The sequence below is a fragment of the Inquilinus sp. CAU 1745 genome (assembly GCF_039839375.1).
In the GTDB taxonomy this organism is placed as follows: Bacteria; Pseudomonadota; Alphaproteobacteria; order DSM-16000; family Inquilinaceae; genus JBDOQU01.
Genome location: NZ_JBDOQU010000002.1, coordinates 18,577 through 34,067 on the forward strand (window position 1 = coordinate 18,577; position 15,491 = coordinate 34,067).

The 15,491-nt window shown below is 66.8% G+C and carries 13 protein-coding genes; 10 read left to right on the forward strand and 3 right to left on the reverse strand.

What is annotated here, in order from left to right; all coding sequences use genetic code 11:
• Positions 1 to 7 precede the first annotated feature (7 nt).
• Together AAFN89_RS02505 and AAFN89_RS02510 are read left to right on the forward strand one after the other, a co-directional pair.
• Positions 8 to 454: a type II 3-dehydroquinate dehydratase gene (locus AAFN89_RS02505; RefSeq protein WP_347535567.1), complete on the forward strand. Its 447-nt coding sequence runs from the start codon at positions 8 to 10 to the stop codon at positions 452 to 454.
• On the forward strand, positions 451 to 2,349 hold the full coding sequence (locus AAFN89_RS02510; RefSeq protein ID WP_347535569.1) for a TIM barrel protein: 1,899 nt from the start codon (positions 451 to 453) through the stop codon (positions 2,347 to 2,349). Before AAFN89_RS02505 ends, AAFN89_RS02510 begins: the two co-directional genes overlap by 4 nt.
• Here AAFN89_RS02510 and AAFN89_RS02515 read toward each other — a convergent pair.
• Entirely contained in the window at positions 2,330 to 3,430 is a 1,101-nt protein-coding gene (locus AAFN89_RS02515) for an NAD(P)/FAD-dependent oxidoreductase (protein ID WP_347536346.1), read from the reverse strand. The genes AAFN89_RS02510 and AAFN89_RS02515 overlap by 20 nt on opposite strands.
• 142 nt (positions 3,431 to 3,572) lie before the next feature.
• Here AAFN89_RS02515 and AAFN89_RS02520 point away from each other — a divergent pair, with 142 nt between their 5' ends.
• Positions 3,573 to 4,283: a methyltransferase domain-containing protein gene (locus tag AAFN89_RS02520; RefSeq protein WP_347535571.1), complete on the forward strand. Its 711-nt coding sequence runs from the start codon at positions 3,573 to 3,575 to the stop codon at positions 4,281 to 4,283.
• Positions 4,280 to 5,404, forward strand: a complete 1,125-nt coding sequence (locus AAFN89_RS02525; protein ID WP_347535573.1) for an NAD(P)-binding protein — start codon at positions 4,280 to 4,282, stop codon at positions 5,402 to 5,404. Before AAFN89_RS02520 ends, AAFN89_RS02525 begins: the two co-directional genes overlap by 4 nt.
• A 6-nt stretch (positions 5,405 to 5,410) precedes the next feature.
• On the opposite strand, the gene AAFN89_RS02530 is transcribed toward AAFN89_RS02525, so the two are convergent.
• Positions 5,411 to 6,301 carry a LysR family transcriptional regulator gene (locus AAFN89_RS02530; protein ID WP_347535575.1) on the reverse strand — a complete coding sequence of 297 codons (891 nt, stop codon included), beginning with the start codon at positions 6,299 to 6,301 and terminating at the stop codon, positions 5,411 to 5,413.
• A gap of 121 nt (positions 6,302 to 6,422) precedes the next feature.
• Between AAFN89_RS02530 and AAFN89_RS02535 the strand changes: the two genes are divergently transcribed.
• Positions 6,423 to 7,151, forward strand: coding sequence for an SDR family oxidoreductase (locus tag AAFN89_RS02535; protein ID WP_347535576.1), 729 nt, complete (start codon positions 6,423 to 6,425; stop codon positions 7,149 to 7,151).
• 36 nt (positions 7,152 to 7,187) lie between these two features.
• Here the strand turns inward: AAFN89_RS02535 and AAFN89_RS02540 are convergent, their stop codons facing one another.
• Positions 7,188 to 8,111 (reverse strand): arginase family protein, encoded by a 924-nt coding sequence (locus AAFN89_RS02540; RefSeq protein ID WP_347535578.1) that lies wholly within the window; start codon positions 8,109 to 8,111, stop codon positions 7,188 to 7,190.
• 257 nt (positions 8,112 to 8,368) lie between these two features.
• On the opposite strand from AAFN89_RS02540, the gene AAFN89_RS02545 reads away from it, so the two are divergent.
• The 5 genes from AAFN89_RS02545 to AAFN89_RS02565 all read left to right on the forward strand — a co-directional run bounded on the left by AAFN89_RS02545 (position 8,369) and on the right by AAFN89_RS02565 (position 15,480).
• Entirely contained in the window at positions 8,369 to 9,622 is a 1,254-nt protein-coding gene (locus tag AAFN89_RS02545; protein WP_347535580.1) for an extracellular solute-binding protein, read from the forward strand.
• 97 nt (positions 9,623 to 9,719) lie between these two features.
• Positions 9,720 to 10,643 carry a sugar ABC transporter permease gene (locus AAFN89_RS02550; RefSeq protein ID WP_347535582.1) on the forward strand — a complete coding sequence of 308 codons (924 nt, stop codon included), beginning with the start codon at positions 9,720 to 9,722 and terminating at the stop codon, positions 10,641 to 10,643.
• 3 nt (positions 10,644 to 10,646) lie between these two features.
• Positions 10,647 to 11,492 carry a carbohydrate ABC transporter permease gene (locus tag AAFN89_RS02555; protein WP_347535584.1) on the forward strand — a complete coding sequence of 282 codons (846 nt, stop codon included), beginning with the start codon at positions 10,647 to 10,649 and terminating at the stop codon, positions 11,490 to 11,492.
• Positions 11,492 to 13,549 (forward strand): alpha-galactosidase, encoded by a 2,058-nt coding sequence (locus tag AAFN89_RS02560; protein WP_347535586.1) that lies wholly within the window; start codon positions 11,492 to 11,494, stop codon positions 13,547 to 13,549. Before AAFN89_RS02555 ends, AAFN89_RS02560 begins: the two co-directional genes overlap by 1 nt.
• Positions 13,546 to 15,480 (forward strand): beta-galactosidase, encoded by a 1,935-nt coding sequence (locus AAFN89_RS02565; RefSeq protein ID WP_347535588.1) that lies wholly within the window; start codon positions 13,546 to 13,548, stop codon positions 15,478 to 15,480. The genes AAFN89_RS02560 and AAFN89_RS02565 overlap by 4 nt, the downstream gene beginning before the upstream one ends.
• Positions 15,481 to 15,491 lie beyond the last annotated feature (11 nt).

The following is a 15,491-nucleotide window of genomic DNA, read 5'->3' on the forward strand; positions in this document are numbered from 1 at the left end:
CGGCAAGATGGCGAAACCGCTCTATATCCTGAACGGCCCCAATTTGAACCGTCTGGGCACGCGCGAACCGGAGATCTACGGCCGCACCACCCTGGCGGAGGTAGAGGCGATGTGCCGGGAAGCGGCGGGCAACCGGCCGGTCGAATTCCGCCAGTCCAACGCCGAACATGAGATCATCGGCTGGATTCACGAAGCCATCGACGAAGGGTCGGGGATCATCATCAATCCCGCCGCCTTCACCTTCACCTCGATCGCCATCCTCGACGCGCTGAAGATGTTCCCCGGCCCGATCATCGAGCTGCACATCTCCAACATCCATCGCCGGGAGGAGATCTATCACCACTCTCTGGTGTCGCCGGTCGCGACAGCGGTGATCGCCGGGCTGGGTCCGCGCGGCTATGTCGCCGCCGTCCGGGCGATGGCGGAGATAGCCGAGGCGGAAGGCCCGCCATGAAGACCTCCATCGCCACCGTTTCGATCAGCGGCGACCTTCGGGAGAAGCTTTCCGCCATCGCGGCTGCCGGATTCGACGGGGTGGAGATCTTCGAGACCGACTTCCTGGCCTTCGACGGCACGCCGGCCGAGGTCGGGGCCATGGTGCGCGATTGCGGGCTGGAGATCACCATGTTCCAGCCCTTCCGCGATTTCGAAGGCATGCCCGAACCACAGCGCAGCCGCGCCTTCGACAGGGCACGGCGCAAGTTCGACCTGATGGGGGAGTTGGGCACCGATTTGATGCTCATCTGCTCCAACGTCTCGCCGGTGGCGCTCGGCGGCATCGACCGCGCGGCCGACGATCTGAGGGAGCTGGGCGCGCTGGCGGCGGAGCGCGGGCTGAGGGTCGGCTATGAGGCGCTGGCCTGGGGCCGCCATGTCAGCGACCATCGCGACGCGTGGGAGATCGTGCGCCGGGCGGACCATCCCAATGTCGGCCTGATCCTCGATTCCTTCCATACGCTGGCGCGCAAGATCGACGTCGAATCGATCCGTTCCATCCCCGGCGATCGCATCTTCATCGTCCAGCTTGCCGACGCGCCGCTGATCGATATGGACCTGCTCTATTGGAGCCGCCATTTCCGCAACATGCCGGGCGAGGGCGATCTGCCCGTTGTCGATTTCATGCGCGCCGTCGCCGCCACCGGCTATGCCGGCCCGCTGTCGCTGGAGATATTCAACGACCAGTTCCGCGGCGGCTCGCCCAAATCGATCTCCGTCGACGGCAAGCGGTCGCTGGTCTACCTGATGGACCAGGTCGCCCGCGCGGAGCCCCAATTGGCGATCGACCTGCCGGCAATGCCCGACCGGATCGCCGTCACGGGCGTCGAGTTCGTGGAGTTCACCGCCGACGAGGAGGAAGCGGAGGAGCTGACCGGCCTGCTGCGGACCATGGGCTTCCGGCTGGCCGGGCGGCACCGGAACAAGGAGGTCGCGCTGTACCGTCAGGGCGGCGTCAACATCGTCGTCAATACGGAGAAGGAGGGGCTGGCCCATTCCTCCTACCTGGTCCACGGCGCCAACGCCTACGCCATCGGGCTGAAGGTCGAGGGCGCGGCGGCGACCGTGGCCCGCGCCCGCGCGCTGGGTGCCGAACCGTTCGAGCAGCGCCGGGGGCCGGGCGAGTTGGCCATCCCGGCGATCCGGGGCGTCGGCGGCGGCGTGATCTATTTCCTCGACGATCGAAGCGACCTTGCCCGCGTCTGGGAGGTCGAGTTCGAGCCCGTCACCGGCGGAAGTGACTCCGGGCCGCGAGACGCCGGGCTGCTGAGCGTCGACCATATCGCCCAGACCATGAATTATGAAGAGATGCTGACCTGGCTGCTCTTCTACACCTCGATCTTCCGCACGCGGAAGCTGCCGATGGTCGACGTGGTCGATCCCGGCGGGCTGGTGCGCAGCCAGGTGATCGAGAGCGACGGTGATAACGGTACCGCGCTGCGCCTCACGCTGAACGGCGCGGAGAACCGCCGGACACTGGCCGGCCGCTTCATAGCGGAAAGCTTCGGCTCCAGCGTTCAGCACATCGCGCTCGCCTGCGACGACATCTTCGCCGCCGCCGCCGCGCTGCGCGGTAACGGCTTCTCTCCGCTGCCCATCTCCCCCAACTATTACGACGATCTGGAGGCCCGTTTCGGGCTCGACCCCGGCCTGACGGACCGGCTGCGGGTGGAGAACATCCTCTACGACCGCGACGAGCGGGGCGACTATTTCCAGCTCTACAGCCGCACCTATGGCGACGGCTTCTTCTTCGAGATCGTACAGCGCGGCAGCTTCTATGGCGGCTATGGCGCGCCCAACGCCCCCTTCCGCATCGCCGCCCAGAAGCGGGACTCTACGCCGCGACTTCCATAACGTGATCGGCGATCGCCAGTGAGGCGGTCAGGCCGGGCGATTCGATGCCGAAGAGGTTGACGAGGCCGGGCACGCCATGGACCTGCGGCCCCTGGATCATGAAATCCTGGGTCGCAATCTCCGGCGGCACGATCTTCGGCCGTATGCCGGCATAGGCCGGGGCCAGCGCGCCGTCCTTCAAATCCGGCCAGTAGCGCCGGACCGCGCCGTAGAATTTCTCCGCCCGCGCCGGATCGACATCGTAGCCGGGCTCGTCGACCCACTCCACGTCAGGGCCGAAGCGCGCCTGCCCGGCCATGTCCAGCGTCAGATGAACGCCGAGCCCGCCCGGCACCGGCACGGGATAGATCAGCCGGGAGAAGGGGGCCTTTCCGGCCAGCGAGAAATAGCTGCCCTTGGCGTAGCGGGCGGTCGGGATCGTATCGCCGGGTAGACCCTCGATCCTGCGGGCGAGCGCCGGCGCGTGGAGCCCGGCCGAATTGACGAAGAGTCGGCAGCGGACGGTCATGGGATCGTCGCCGCCGACATCCAGCACGATCCCCTCCTCCGACGCGCGGCCGCCCAGCACCGGGCTGTTCAGCGCCAGGACCGCGCCCGCATTCTCCGCATCGCCCAAGAGCGACAGCATATAGGCATGGCTGTCGATGATTCCCGTAGATGGGGATAAAAGAGCCCCATGGGTGGCAAGCGCCGGCTCCATCGCCCGCGCCTCTTCGGCGGTGAGCGCCCGCAGGTCGGTCACGCCGTTGGCGGCGGCGCGTTCCATGATGGCGGGCAGCTTTGCTGCCTCCTCCTCGCTGGTCGCCACGATCAGCTTGCCGCAGGCCCTGGCCTCCACCCCCCGCTCCGCGCAATAGGCGTAGAGGGCGTCGCGCCCGGGGACGCACAGCCGGGCCATCAGGCTTCCGGCGGCATAGTAGATGCCGGCATGAATGACCTCGGAATTGCGGGAGGAGGTGCCCTCCCCGAACGCGCCGGCAGCTTCCAGGATCACCACCTCGCGTCCGGCGAGCGCCAGTCTGCGCGCGATCGCCAGCCCGACGACGCCCGCCCCCGCGACCACGCAGTCAAGAGTCTCGATATGCTGTTCGGGCAAGGGTCGCTTCCATCGATTCTTTCGCCGGCGACCTGAATACACGAACCGCCCGCCGACGGGCCAGCCTCCGGAACCCGCCTTCTCCGACGCCGTTCCCATGATTGGCGAGCGTGAACGGGATTATCCGATGCGGAGGAGTTTCGAGCGGCGGAGCGTGGAGGCTGAACTGATGGAGGGCGAGGATGTCCGTCCGAAGGACCTTCGCGCCTGTCTCAGAGACCTCGAAACCGTCAACACGCTGACGCTCGCCCGCCGGCCGACGCTGGCCTGGCTCGACCGCGCGATCGGCGACAGCGGCGCGGAAACGGTCAGCCTGCTGGATGTCGGGTCAGGGCGCGGCGACTTCCTTCGGCGGACGCAAAGCTGGGGCCGGCGGCGGGGCGTCACGATCGAGGCGGTGGGCGTTGACCTCAACCCGTTGAGCGCCGTCGCGGCGCGGGAGGCGACGCCGTCCGGGTTGGACATCGCCTATCACACCGCCGACATCTTCGCGTTCGACCCGGGCCGGCGCTTCGATTTCGTCGTCAGTTCCCTCTTCACCCATCATCTGTCGGACGAGGCGGTGGTGCGGTTCCTGCGCTGGATGGAGCGCGCCGCGGTCCGCGGCTGGTTCGTCAACGACCTCCACCGCCATGCCATCCCGTTCCACGGCTTCCGGCTGATGGCGCGGATCGCCGGCTGGCACCGCTTCGTCCGGCATGACGGCCCGGTGTCGATCGCCCGCGGCTTCCGGCGTGCGGACTGGCTGCGGTTCCTGGAGGCGGCGGACCTCGACCGGTCGGCGGTGGAGATCGGCTGGCACATGCCCTTCCGCCTCTGCGTGGGGCGGCTCAAGTGACAGGGCGAACAATCATCGTCGGCGGCGGCCCGGCCGGCGCGGCCGCTGCCTGTCTGCTGGCGAGGGCCGGGAGGCCCGTCCTTCTGATCGAACGCGACGCCGGCCCCCAACACAAGATCTGCGGCGAGTTCGTCAGTGTCGAAGCCCGGGCGGGGCTCGCCGCCCTCGGCATCGACATCGCGCGGCTGGGCGCGTCGCCGGTCGACGCCGTCCGGCTGATCCATGGCCGCGATGCCGCCCGCTCCCGCCTGCCCTTCCGTGGTTTCGGCCTTTCCCGCCGGGCGATGGACGAAGCCCTGCTGCGCAAGGCCGCGCAACTGGGCGCGACCGTGATGCGGGGCACGGCTGTACGGGGCGTCACCCCAACCGGCGGCGGCCTTGCCATTGAGACGGCGGGGCTCGGACGGATCGACGCCGACACCCTCTTCCTCGCCACCGGAAAACATGAACTGCGCGGCGTCCGGCGCGCGCCGGGCCACGAACCCGATGGGTTGATCGGCTTCAAGATGCATTTCGCCCTCTGTCCTGCTCAGCGAACGGCGCTGGAGGGCCATGTCGAGATCGTCCTCTACGAAGACGGCTATGCGGGGTTGCAGATGGTGGAGGCGGGGGCCGCCAATCTCTGCCTGCTGGTCCGGCGGGATCGGTTCGCGCGCGCCGGCGGGCGGTGGGAGGATTTCCTCGCCGGCCTGCGCCGGGAATGTCCGCATCTCGACCGGCGGCTGGAGGGCGCGGTCGCCCTGCTGGAGAAGCCGCTGTCGATCGCGCGGTCGCCTTACGGCTTCGTCCACCGCCCCGGCGCGGCGGACCCGCCGGGCCTGTTCCGGCTCGGCGACCAGGTCGGCGTCATCCAGCCCTTCGCCGGCGACGGCATGGCCATCGCGCTCCACAGCGCGCGCCTCGCCGCCGAAACCCATCTCGCGGGCCGCCCTGCCCTGGAATTCCATCGCCGGGTCCGCCGCGACATCGGCGGCCGGATCCGCCTGGCCTCCCTGCTCTATGCCGCCGGCCGCACCGGCCGGGGCCGCGCCGTCCTCGTCCGGGCCTCCCGCCTCTGGCCCTGCGCCCTCCGCCTCACCGCCGCCGGGACCCGTCTTCCCCGCTCAGCCTGGGAAGCTTGATGCCCGTCAGCGATGCTTCCTCACATGGTCGATGAGCGCGCGCAGCTTCGGCGCAAGGTTCCGGCGGTCCGGGAAATACAGGAAGAAGCCGGGGAACGGCGGCAGGTAATCCTCCAGCAACGGCGCCAGCTCGCCGCGCTCAATATAGGGCCGGAACGTCTCTTCCATTCCGAAGGTGACGCCTCCGCCTGAGCAGGCGATGCGGATCATCAGCCACATGTCGTTCGTCGCCACCTGCGGGTTCACCGCGACGTCGAATGCCCGGCCGTCCTCCTCGAATTCCCAGCGATAGGGGACGACGCCCGGAGCCGGCCGCCAGCCGATACATCGATGGCCGATCAGATCCCGCGGATGCGCGGGCGCACCATGGCGCTCGATATAGCTTGGCGCGGCGACGGCTAGCTGCCGCTGATCTCCGGATACCGGAATCGCGATCATGTCCTGCTCGATCACCTCGCCCAGACGCACCCCGGCATCGTACCGCTCCGCGACAATGTCGAACTCCTCATCGGTGATGGTGATGTCGAGTTCGACGGCCGGATGGGCGTCGATGAACGAGGCCAGCAACTCTCCCGAAATGAAGCGCTCGGCGATGGAGGAGACGGCGAGGCGCAGGAGCCCGCTCGGCGGGCCTGCGAAATCGCCGGTCGCCGCCACCGCCGCATTCAGTTCGATCATGGCCGGTCGGACGCCGGCATAGAATTGTTGTCCGGCTTCGGTCAGGCTGACGCTGCGCGTCGTGCGGTTGACGAGCGCGATCCCCAGCCGGTTCTCGAGGCGACGCATTCCCTGGCTGACCGCCGAGCGGGTCACGCCCAGCCGGTCGGCCGCCGCCCGGAAGCTTTTCGCCTCGGCGACGGCGACGAACAGCTCGATGGTATTCAGATCGACAGCCATTGGTTAGTGCTGCTTACCACCGCATGCATCAATCGGCAAATCGTTGTGATCAAACGCCGATCTTAGGTGTTTAGCGTTCGGAAGCCTCTGAACGCCTCACATCATCAAAGGGACGATAGAAATGACCATCGACAAGGTTGTTCTTGTTACCGGCGCCTCCAGCGGCATCGGCGCCGGCATTGCTCGGGAACTTGCCGCCGGCGGCGCCAAGCTCATGCTGGGCGCGCGCCGTACGGACCGGCTCGAGGCGCTGGCCGGGGAGATCGCGGCTGAGGGCGGTGCTGTGCTGACCCGCCGCCTGGACGTCACAAACCGGACCGATGTCTCGGCGTTCGCCGAGGCGGCCCAGGCGGAATGGGGTCGGGTCGACGTCATCGTGAACAACGCCGGAATCATGCCGCTTTCGCCCATGGCGTCCCTGAAGGTCGACGAATGGGACCGGATGGTGGATGTAAACGTCAAGGGCGTACTGCACGGGATCGCGGCCGTGCTTCCCGGAATGCTCGCGCAGGGCTCCGGGCACGTCATCAACATCGCTTCGGTGGACGCGCTGACCGTCTCTCCCACGGCCGCCGTCTACTGTGCGACGAAATACGCCGTGCGGGCGATCTCCGACGGTCTCCGGCAGGAGAACGATCACCTGCGGGTGACGTGCATTCATCCGGGCGTGGTGGAGAGCGAGCTTGCCGACACCATCACGGACGAGTCCGCGGCCGAGGCGATGAAGACATACCGGGCCGTCGCGCTGCAGCCCGACGCCATCGGGCGGGCCGTCCGCTACGCGATCGAACAGCCCGAGGATGTCGACGTGAACGAGATCGTCATCCGCCCGACGCGGGCGGCGCACTGACGGGCGCCCCGCCTGCCGCGATGGAATGGCGGGGCGCTAGTGGCCGAATCCTATGGGCTCGCGACACCATGGCGCAGCCGTTCCCAGGGATTCGGCCAGCATGTCGGCCAGGCCGCGACCGGCGCTGCCGTCCTCGTCAAGCTGCGGATTGTAGATGGTGACCTCCAGGCCGACCGCCCTTCCGCTCGCCAAGGCGATCCGGAGCGCATTCCGCAATTCATCCCACGACAGACCGCCCGGCATACGGAAATCGACCGCCGGCATGATTGAATCGTCGAGGCAATCGACGTCGAGATGGATGAAGAAGCCATCCAGTTCCGGTCGCGTCAAATGGTCGACCGCCGCACGGGCGGCGCTTTCCACGCCCATGCTGCGCACATTGTCGAGGTCGTAGGCGCGAAGTTCCGGGGGCAATGGCTGGCTGCCGAATTCGGCCTGATCCTCGTGATCGCGAAAGGCGAACGCGACTGCATCTCCGGCCCGGACCAGCGGATAGCGGCCCTCGAGGTCGGTCAGCAGGGCCGGCCCGTGCCCGGTGACGAAGGCCAGGTCCATCGACGCCCCCTCGCCGTTGGGCTCCGCGTCGGGCTGGAAGAAGTCGGCGTTGCCGTCGATGAAAAACAGGCCATAGCGGCCGCGCCGCCGCAACGCGAGCATGGAGCCCAGCACGATCGTGCAGTCGCCGCCCAGCACCACCGGGAATTCGCCTGCGTTCAACACTTCCTCTACGGCGTCAGCGAGCTTGGGCGACCACGCCGCGATGGCCTTTGCGTTCAGGATCCGGGTTTCGGAGTCTGGCGTCCGATCTTTCGGCGGCGTCGCCAACCGCCCGGCGCGGCGTGCAAGGATGCGATCCGCCAGGCGCAGCTCAAGAAGTCGATCGGGCAAGCCCTCCACGCCGTCAGTCGCCAGACCCAACGTGGAAGGTGCTTCGAGGACTGCATAGGGTCGGATCGGCATCTACGGTTCCGGTCGCTGCGGACTGGAACGTACGCATTGTTGGAATGGTTGCTGGCAACGAAGCTGTCGGGAGCCGGCTTCTTTCTTTGACAGTCGATCGAAAGAAATCGTAGATTCGGCAAAGTTTGCGCAACCTTTGGAGCGGCACTCCACTCTCGGCGCTTGCGGCCGCCATGTGGCGGGGCGCCACTCCGCCGGTTATGCTTCCGGCAGATGTCATCCGCCCAATCAATCAACTAGTCTGGGGAGGAATCAACATGGCACTATCCGTAAGGACCCTGATCCTGGCAGCGACCTCGGCGGTGATTCTCGCCGGTCCGGCGGCGGCGCAGGAGCAGCGCACGCTGACGATCAACACCGACGCGTCGGACCCGGCGCCCAAGCAGGCGTTCGAGGAACTCGTCGCGGCGTTCGAGGCCGAATATCCGGAAATCGACGTCGTCGTGAACACGTTCGACCATGAAGGCTACAAGACGCAGATCCGCAACTTCCTGACGGCGGAGGCGCCGGACCTGGCGAACTGGTACGCCGGCAACCGCATGAGGCCGTATGTCGAGGCCGGGCTGTTCGAGCCGGTCGACGATGTCTGGGAGGAAAACAATCTGGAGGAGCAGCTTGCCTCCGCAGCGTCGGCCATGACCATGAACGGCCACAAATGGGGCGTGCCCTATACCTACTACCAATGGGGCCTATATACCCGCTCCGACGTGCTGGCCGAACACGGAATCGAAGAGATCGCGACCTTCGACGACCTCATCGGCGCCTGCGAAACGCTGCGCGCGGCCGGCCTGACGCCGATCGCGCTGGGATCGAAGGCGCTGTGGCCGGTTGCCGGGTGGTTCGACTATCTGAACCTGCGAACCAACGGCTACGATTTCCACATGCAGCTCACCTCCGGGGAGATTCCGTTCACCGACGAGCGCGTGCGCGCCACCTTCGAAAACTGGCAGCGGATGCTCGACGCGGAATGCTTCATGGAGAACCATGCCGCCGTCGATTGGCAGCAGACCATCCCGAACTTCGTGAATGGCGAGGCGCCGATCATGCTGATGGGCAATTTCGCCGTCGCGCCCATGCTTGAGGGCGGGCTGACGCCGGAACAGATCGAATTCGTGCAGTTCCCGGTCATCAATGAGGAGGTCGGCATGGCCGAGGACGCGCCGACCGACACGATGCACATCCCGGCCAATGCCGACAACAAGGAGGACGCCAAGACCTTTCTCGCCTTCCTTGCCCGTCCGGACGTGCAGTCGCAGATGAACGCCACGCTCGGCCAGCTTCCGATCAACAACCAGTCCGATGTGCCGGAAGACAAGTTCCTGGCCGCCGGCTTCGAGATGCTGTCCAACACCGAAGATCTGGCCCAGTTCTACGATCGCGACACCCGCGCCGAGATGGCCAAGGCGGGCATGGAGGGCTTCCAGCAGTTCCTGGTGCAGCCCGAGATGCTGGACCAGATCCTGGAGCGGCTCGAGCAGCAGCGCCAGCGCATCTACGCCGCCGAGGAGTAGGCGGCGAGGGAGCGGACGGCCACACCGCCCGCTCCCTACCATGCCGTCTTCCTGTTGCCGTCACGGGCGAAAAGGAGATTTCCATGAAGGGCATGGCGTGACGGCGACGACCGGAAGGCCGCCGGCGAGACCATCAGCGACGTTCTGGGCGCGCAACCAGCGCCGGCTTGCACCATGGCTGTTCCTGGCGCCCGGCGCCTTCATGTTCGCCGTCTACGTCGTCGCCCCGATCTTCGAATCCATCTGGATCAGCTTCCTGGACTGGGACGGGCTGGGCGAGGCGCGCTGGATCGGCATCGGCAATTATGTGGAACTGAGCAGCGACCCGGCGTTTTATACCTCGCTCTACAACAACGTGCTCTGGCTGGTCCTCTACATGCTGGCGGTGCCCGCCGGCCTGTTCATCGCGCTGTTCCTCAACCAGACGGTGACGGGGATAAGGCTCTATAAGTCGTTGTTCTTCTTTCCCTTCGTCATCAGCCAGGTCGTCGTCGGGCTGATCTTCTCCTGGTTCTACGCGCCGGGATTCGGGCCGCTTTTCCTGTTCTTCGAATGGCTGACCGGCGAGGGCGTGGCGGTGCTGGCCGAGCCCGACTACGTGACCTTCGGCATCATCGCCGCCGGCCTCTGGCCCCAGATCGCCTACTGCATGATCCTTTATCTCACCGGCCTGAACAACGTCGCGGCCGACCAGGTCGAGGCGGCGCGGATCGACGGGGCCAAGGGATGGCGGATGCTCTGGTACGTGATCCTGCCGCAATTGCGGCCGGCCACCTTCATCGCAATCGTCGTCACCGTCATCGGCGCGCTCCGCTCCTTCGACCTCGTCTCCATCATGACCGATGGCGGGCCGTTCGGGTCCAGCCGCGTGCTTTCCTATTACATGTATGAGCAGGCGCTCTCCGAATACGGTTTCCGGATGGGCTATGGCGCGGCGATCGCCGTCGTCCTGTTCGCCATCATGATGGTCTTCATCACCGGCTTCATCTGGCGGATGCTGCGCAACGAGCGGGGGGCCTGAGCGATGTTCCCCAAACCGGTCGAGAAAGCCTCCCCCGCGATCCGCATCGGCTATCAGATCGCCCTGCCCGCAGCCTTGATCCTGTGGCTGCTGCCGCTGATCGGCGTCGCCATCACCTCGGTGCGACCGGCCAGCGATCTCGCCTCGGGCAACTATTTCGGCGTGCCGTCCTACTTCGCCTTCGAGAACTATGTGACGATCTTTCAGGAGTCGCCCATCGGGCAGTACATACTGAACTCCTTCAAGGTCACGATCCCCACCGTCATCGGCACCCTGGCGCTGTCCTGCATGACCGGCTTCGCGCTGGCCGTCTATGGTTTCCGCCTCAATCTCACCGTCTTCTTCATATTCGTGGCCGGCAATTTCGTGCCGTTCCAGATCCTGATGGTGCCGGTGCGGGACCTGACGCTGCAGCTCGGCCTCTATGACACCGCGCTTGGGCTGATCCTGTTCCACATCGCCTTCCAGACGGGATTCTGCACGCTGTTCATGCGCAACTTCATCAAGGCGCTGCCCTACGAGCTGATCGAAGCGGCGCGGGTCGAGGGGGTGACCGAGATCAAAATTTTCTGGCATATCGTGCTGCCGCTGATGCGCCCGGCGATCGCGGCGCTGTCGGTCCTCATATTCACCTTCATCTGGAACGACTATTTCTGGGCGACCGTGCTGGCCCAGAGCGACACGACCCAGCCGGTGACGGCGGGCATCTACTCGCTGAACGGCCAATGGGTGGCCGCCTGGCATCTGGTCACGGCCGGCTCCATCGTCGCGGCGCTGCCGCCGGTTCTGATGTTCTTCCTGATGCAGCGCCACTTCATCGCCGGCCTGACGCTCGGAGCAGTGAAATAATGCAGACTTGGCGTCTGGACTGCCCGGCGTTCACCCTGCTGCTCGCCTCGCCGGAAGGCGGCGTCCCCGAAGCGATCTATTGGGGACCGCCGCTGCCCGCCGGGGAGGATGCGGACGACCTCGTCGCGGCGTCCCGGATGGACATCGCCCGTGGCATGCTGGACCGACTGCCGCCGCTCTCGCTCTGCCCGGAAGCGCGCAACAGCTTCCCCGGCATCCCCGGCTTCGAGATCGAGGGGCCGGAGGGCCCCGCCTATCCGAAGCTGGAGCTGCGCGATGTCGAGGCGACGAACGACCGGCTCCGCTTCGACTGTTCGGACCCCACCGGCGGCTTCGTCTGGCGGGCCGAACTGACCATCCATCCCGAAGCCGACATGCTGGAAATGACGGCCGAGTTCGCGGTTCCGGACGACCATCGAATCCTCTGGCTCTCCGCCCCGATCCTTCCCGCATCGCAGGCCGCCGTCGAGACAATCGATTTCGGCGGGCGCTGGTGCGGGGAGTTCCAGTCCCAGAGGCTTCCCTGGAAGCAGGGCGCGCGGCTGCGCGACAATCCGACCGGCCGCAGCGACCATGCGCATTTCCCCGCCCTGCTGACGCATGAAGCGGGGACCAGCAACACCAGCGGCCATGTCCAGGCATGGCATTACGGCTTCTCCGGCGGTCACCGGATGATCGCTGAGGAGTTGCCCGACGGAAGGCGCCAAATCCAGTTCGGCCATCGCCGCAGCGCCAGGACCGCGCCGCTCTACGCCACCTTCTCCACGGAAGGCTTCAACGGCGTCGCCGACGCCTTCCACCGCCATGCGCGGCGGATCATCGTCAGCTTCCCCGACCCGAAGCGCCCGCGCCCGGTCCATTACAATTGCTGGGAGGCCGTCTATTTCCGCCACTCGCTCGATGAGTTGAAGGAGATCGCCGGCCTCGCCGCCGATATCGGGGCGGAGCGCTTCGTCCTCGACGATGGCTGGTTCAAGGGCCGCGATAACGACAGGACGAGCCTCGGCGACTGGGAGGTCGACAGGGCGAAATGGCCGGGCGGGCTGACGCCCCTGATCGACCATGTGGCGTCGCTCGACATGAGTTTCGGCCTCTGGATGGAGCCGGAGATGGTGAGCCGGGACAGCGACCTTTATCGCACCCATCCGGATTGGGTTCTGGGACCCGACGACCAGATCCCAGGCCGCTGCCAATACGTCCTGGACATCGCCCGCCCTGATGTCCGCGACCATCTTTTCACCCGCATCTCCGCCCTGCTGGCCGAAAACGCGATCGACTATGTGAAATGGGACCACAACCGGATCCTGCCGCTGCCGGACACGCGGCAGGCGGAAGGGATCTACGCGCTTCTCGACCGGCTGCGCGACGCCCATCCCGACGTCGAATTCGAAAGCTGCGCATCGGGCGGCGGGCGGATCGATTTCGGGATATTGTCCCGCACACATCGCGTCTGGCTGTCGGATTCCAACGACGCGCTGGAGCGGCTGAGGATCCAGCACGAGGCGGCGCTCTTCCTGCCGCCGGAGATCACCGGATCCCATGTCGGCCCGCGCCAATGCCATACCTCCGGCAGGGTCCTGCCCATGGGCTTCCGGGCCTGGGTGGCCGCGCAGCGGCACCTCGGCTTCGAGATGGACCCGCGCGAACTGACCGATGCCGAGCGGGCGACGCTGAAGAAGGTGACCGGCTGGTGGAAGGACAATAGGCGCTGGACCATGTCCGGCAGGCTCCATCGCCTCGACAGCGCCGATCCCGCGATGACTGCGGAGATGACGATCGCCGACGATGGCGGCCGCTTCGTCCTCTTCGCCGGCCAGTCGACAACGACCACCCAATCCCTGCCCCGCCCCCTGCGCCTGACCGGCCTTGAACCGGACAGGAGCTACGCGCTGCGCCTCGTCAATCCGGAGGATATCCCGGCGATGGGCCGCGGCCCCAACGCGCTCCGCGAGGGAAGGACCGTCCGGGCCTCCGGCGCCTTCCTGATGAACCACGGCGTGTCTCTGCCCGTCGGCTTCCCAGCCACCATGTTCGTGATTGAAGGCGAAGCAGCATGATCCGCCGCAGCCTGGGCGTATGCTACTACCCGGAACACTGGCCGGAGGAGCAATGGGCCGACGATGCCCGGCGCATACGCGAGACCGGGCTGACCTATGTCCGCATCGGCGAATTCGCCTGGTCCCGGCTGGAGCCGAAGCCGGGCGACCTCCGCTTCGACTGGCTGGACCGGGCAATCGAGACGCTCGGCGTGGCCGGTCTCAGGATCGTGCTCGGTACGCCGACGGCGACCCCGCCGCGCTGGATGCTGACCAAACATCCCGACATGCTTCCGGTGGACCGTGAGGGGCGTCCGCGCGGGTTCGGATCGCGCCGCCACTACTGCTTCTCCCATACGGGCTATCGCGACGAGGCGGCGCGCATCACCCGGCTTATCGCCGAACGCTATGGCCGCCACCCCCACCTCGCCGCCTGGCAGACCGACAATGAATATGGCTGCCACGACACAACCCTTTCCTACAGCCCCGCCGCCCGCACCGGCTTCCGCCGCTGGCTTGGGGAGAGATACGGATCGGTCGAAGCCCTCAACGCGGCCTGGGGCAACGTCTTCTGGTCGATGGAATATGGGAGCTTCGAGGAGATCGACCTGCCGAACCTGACGGTGACCGAAGCCAATCCTAGCCACCGGCTGGACTTCTCCCGCTACAGCTCCGATCAGGTGGTCGCGTTCAACAGGCGCCAGGTCGACATCATCCGCGCCTATTCCGACGCGCCGATCGCCCACAACTACATGGGCAAGGTCGTGGAGTTCGATCATTACCGCGTCGGCGCGGACCTCGACATCGCGAGCTGGGATTCCTATCCGCTCGGCTTCCTGGAGGACCGTGTCGACGAGGGCGACGAATGGAAGCGCGCCTTCCTCCGCCAGGGAGACCCCGACTTCCAGGCCTTCCATCACGACCTCTACCGCGCGGTCGGCCGCGGCCGCTGGTGGGTGATGGAACAGCAGCCGGGCCCGGTCAACTGGGCGCCCTACAACCCCGCCCCGCTGCCCGGCATGGTGCGGCTGTGGAGTTGGGAGGCTTTCGCCCATGGCGCGGAGGCCGTCTGCTATTTCCGCTGGCGTCAGGCTCCGATGGCGCAGGAGCAGATGCATGCGGGCCTCTTGCGGCCGGACAGTGCGGACGCCCCGGCGCTGGAGGAGGTCGCGCGCGTCGCGAGGGAATTCGGCAACGGCGCGGAGGTCGCCGAGGCCGCCAGGGCGAAGGTCGGCCTCGTCTTCGACTATCAGTCCGCCTGGGCGTGGGCCGCGCAGCCGCAGGGACGCGGTTTCGACTATTTCCGGCTCGTCTTCGAAACCTATCGCGGCCTGCGGCGGGCCGGCCTCAATGTCGATATCCTGCCGCCCGGCACGGATGATCTCGCCGGCTACGCGCTGACGCTGGCCCCCGGCCTGCTGACCTTCAGCCCGCCCTTGCGGAAGGCCATCGCCGCCCATGACGGGCTCGTCGTGCTGGGGCCGCGCACCGGATCAAGGACCGAAAACTTCGCCATCCTGCCCACCCTGGGACCGGCCATCGACGGCCTCGACGTCAGGGTCGCCTATGTCGAGACACTGCGTCCGGACGCAGCCATGCCGCTCGAAGGAGGCGGCGCCTTCCATATATGGCGCGAGATCACGGAGGGCGCGGCACCGATCGTCGAACGAACCGCCGACGCCGCCGCCTCGGTCAGACGGCAGCGCAACCTTATCTATCTCTGCGGCTGGCCCGACGGCATGGCGATGGCCCGCCTGCTGCGCGGCTTCGCCGAAGAAGCCGGCCTTCCCGCGCTAACGCTGCCCGACGGGCTGCGCCGCCGGGAGACCGAGGAGGAGGTGTTCTGGTTCAACTATGGCGCGGAGGCCGTGGCGCTCGCGGAAGCCGCGGGCGACGATTCCCTGCCCGCCCACCTTGCCGCCGCCGACCTTCACCGCCAGCCGAAGCGGTGAGAGAACCGCAA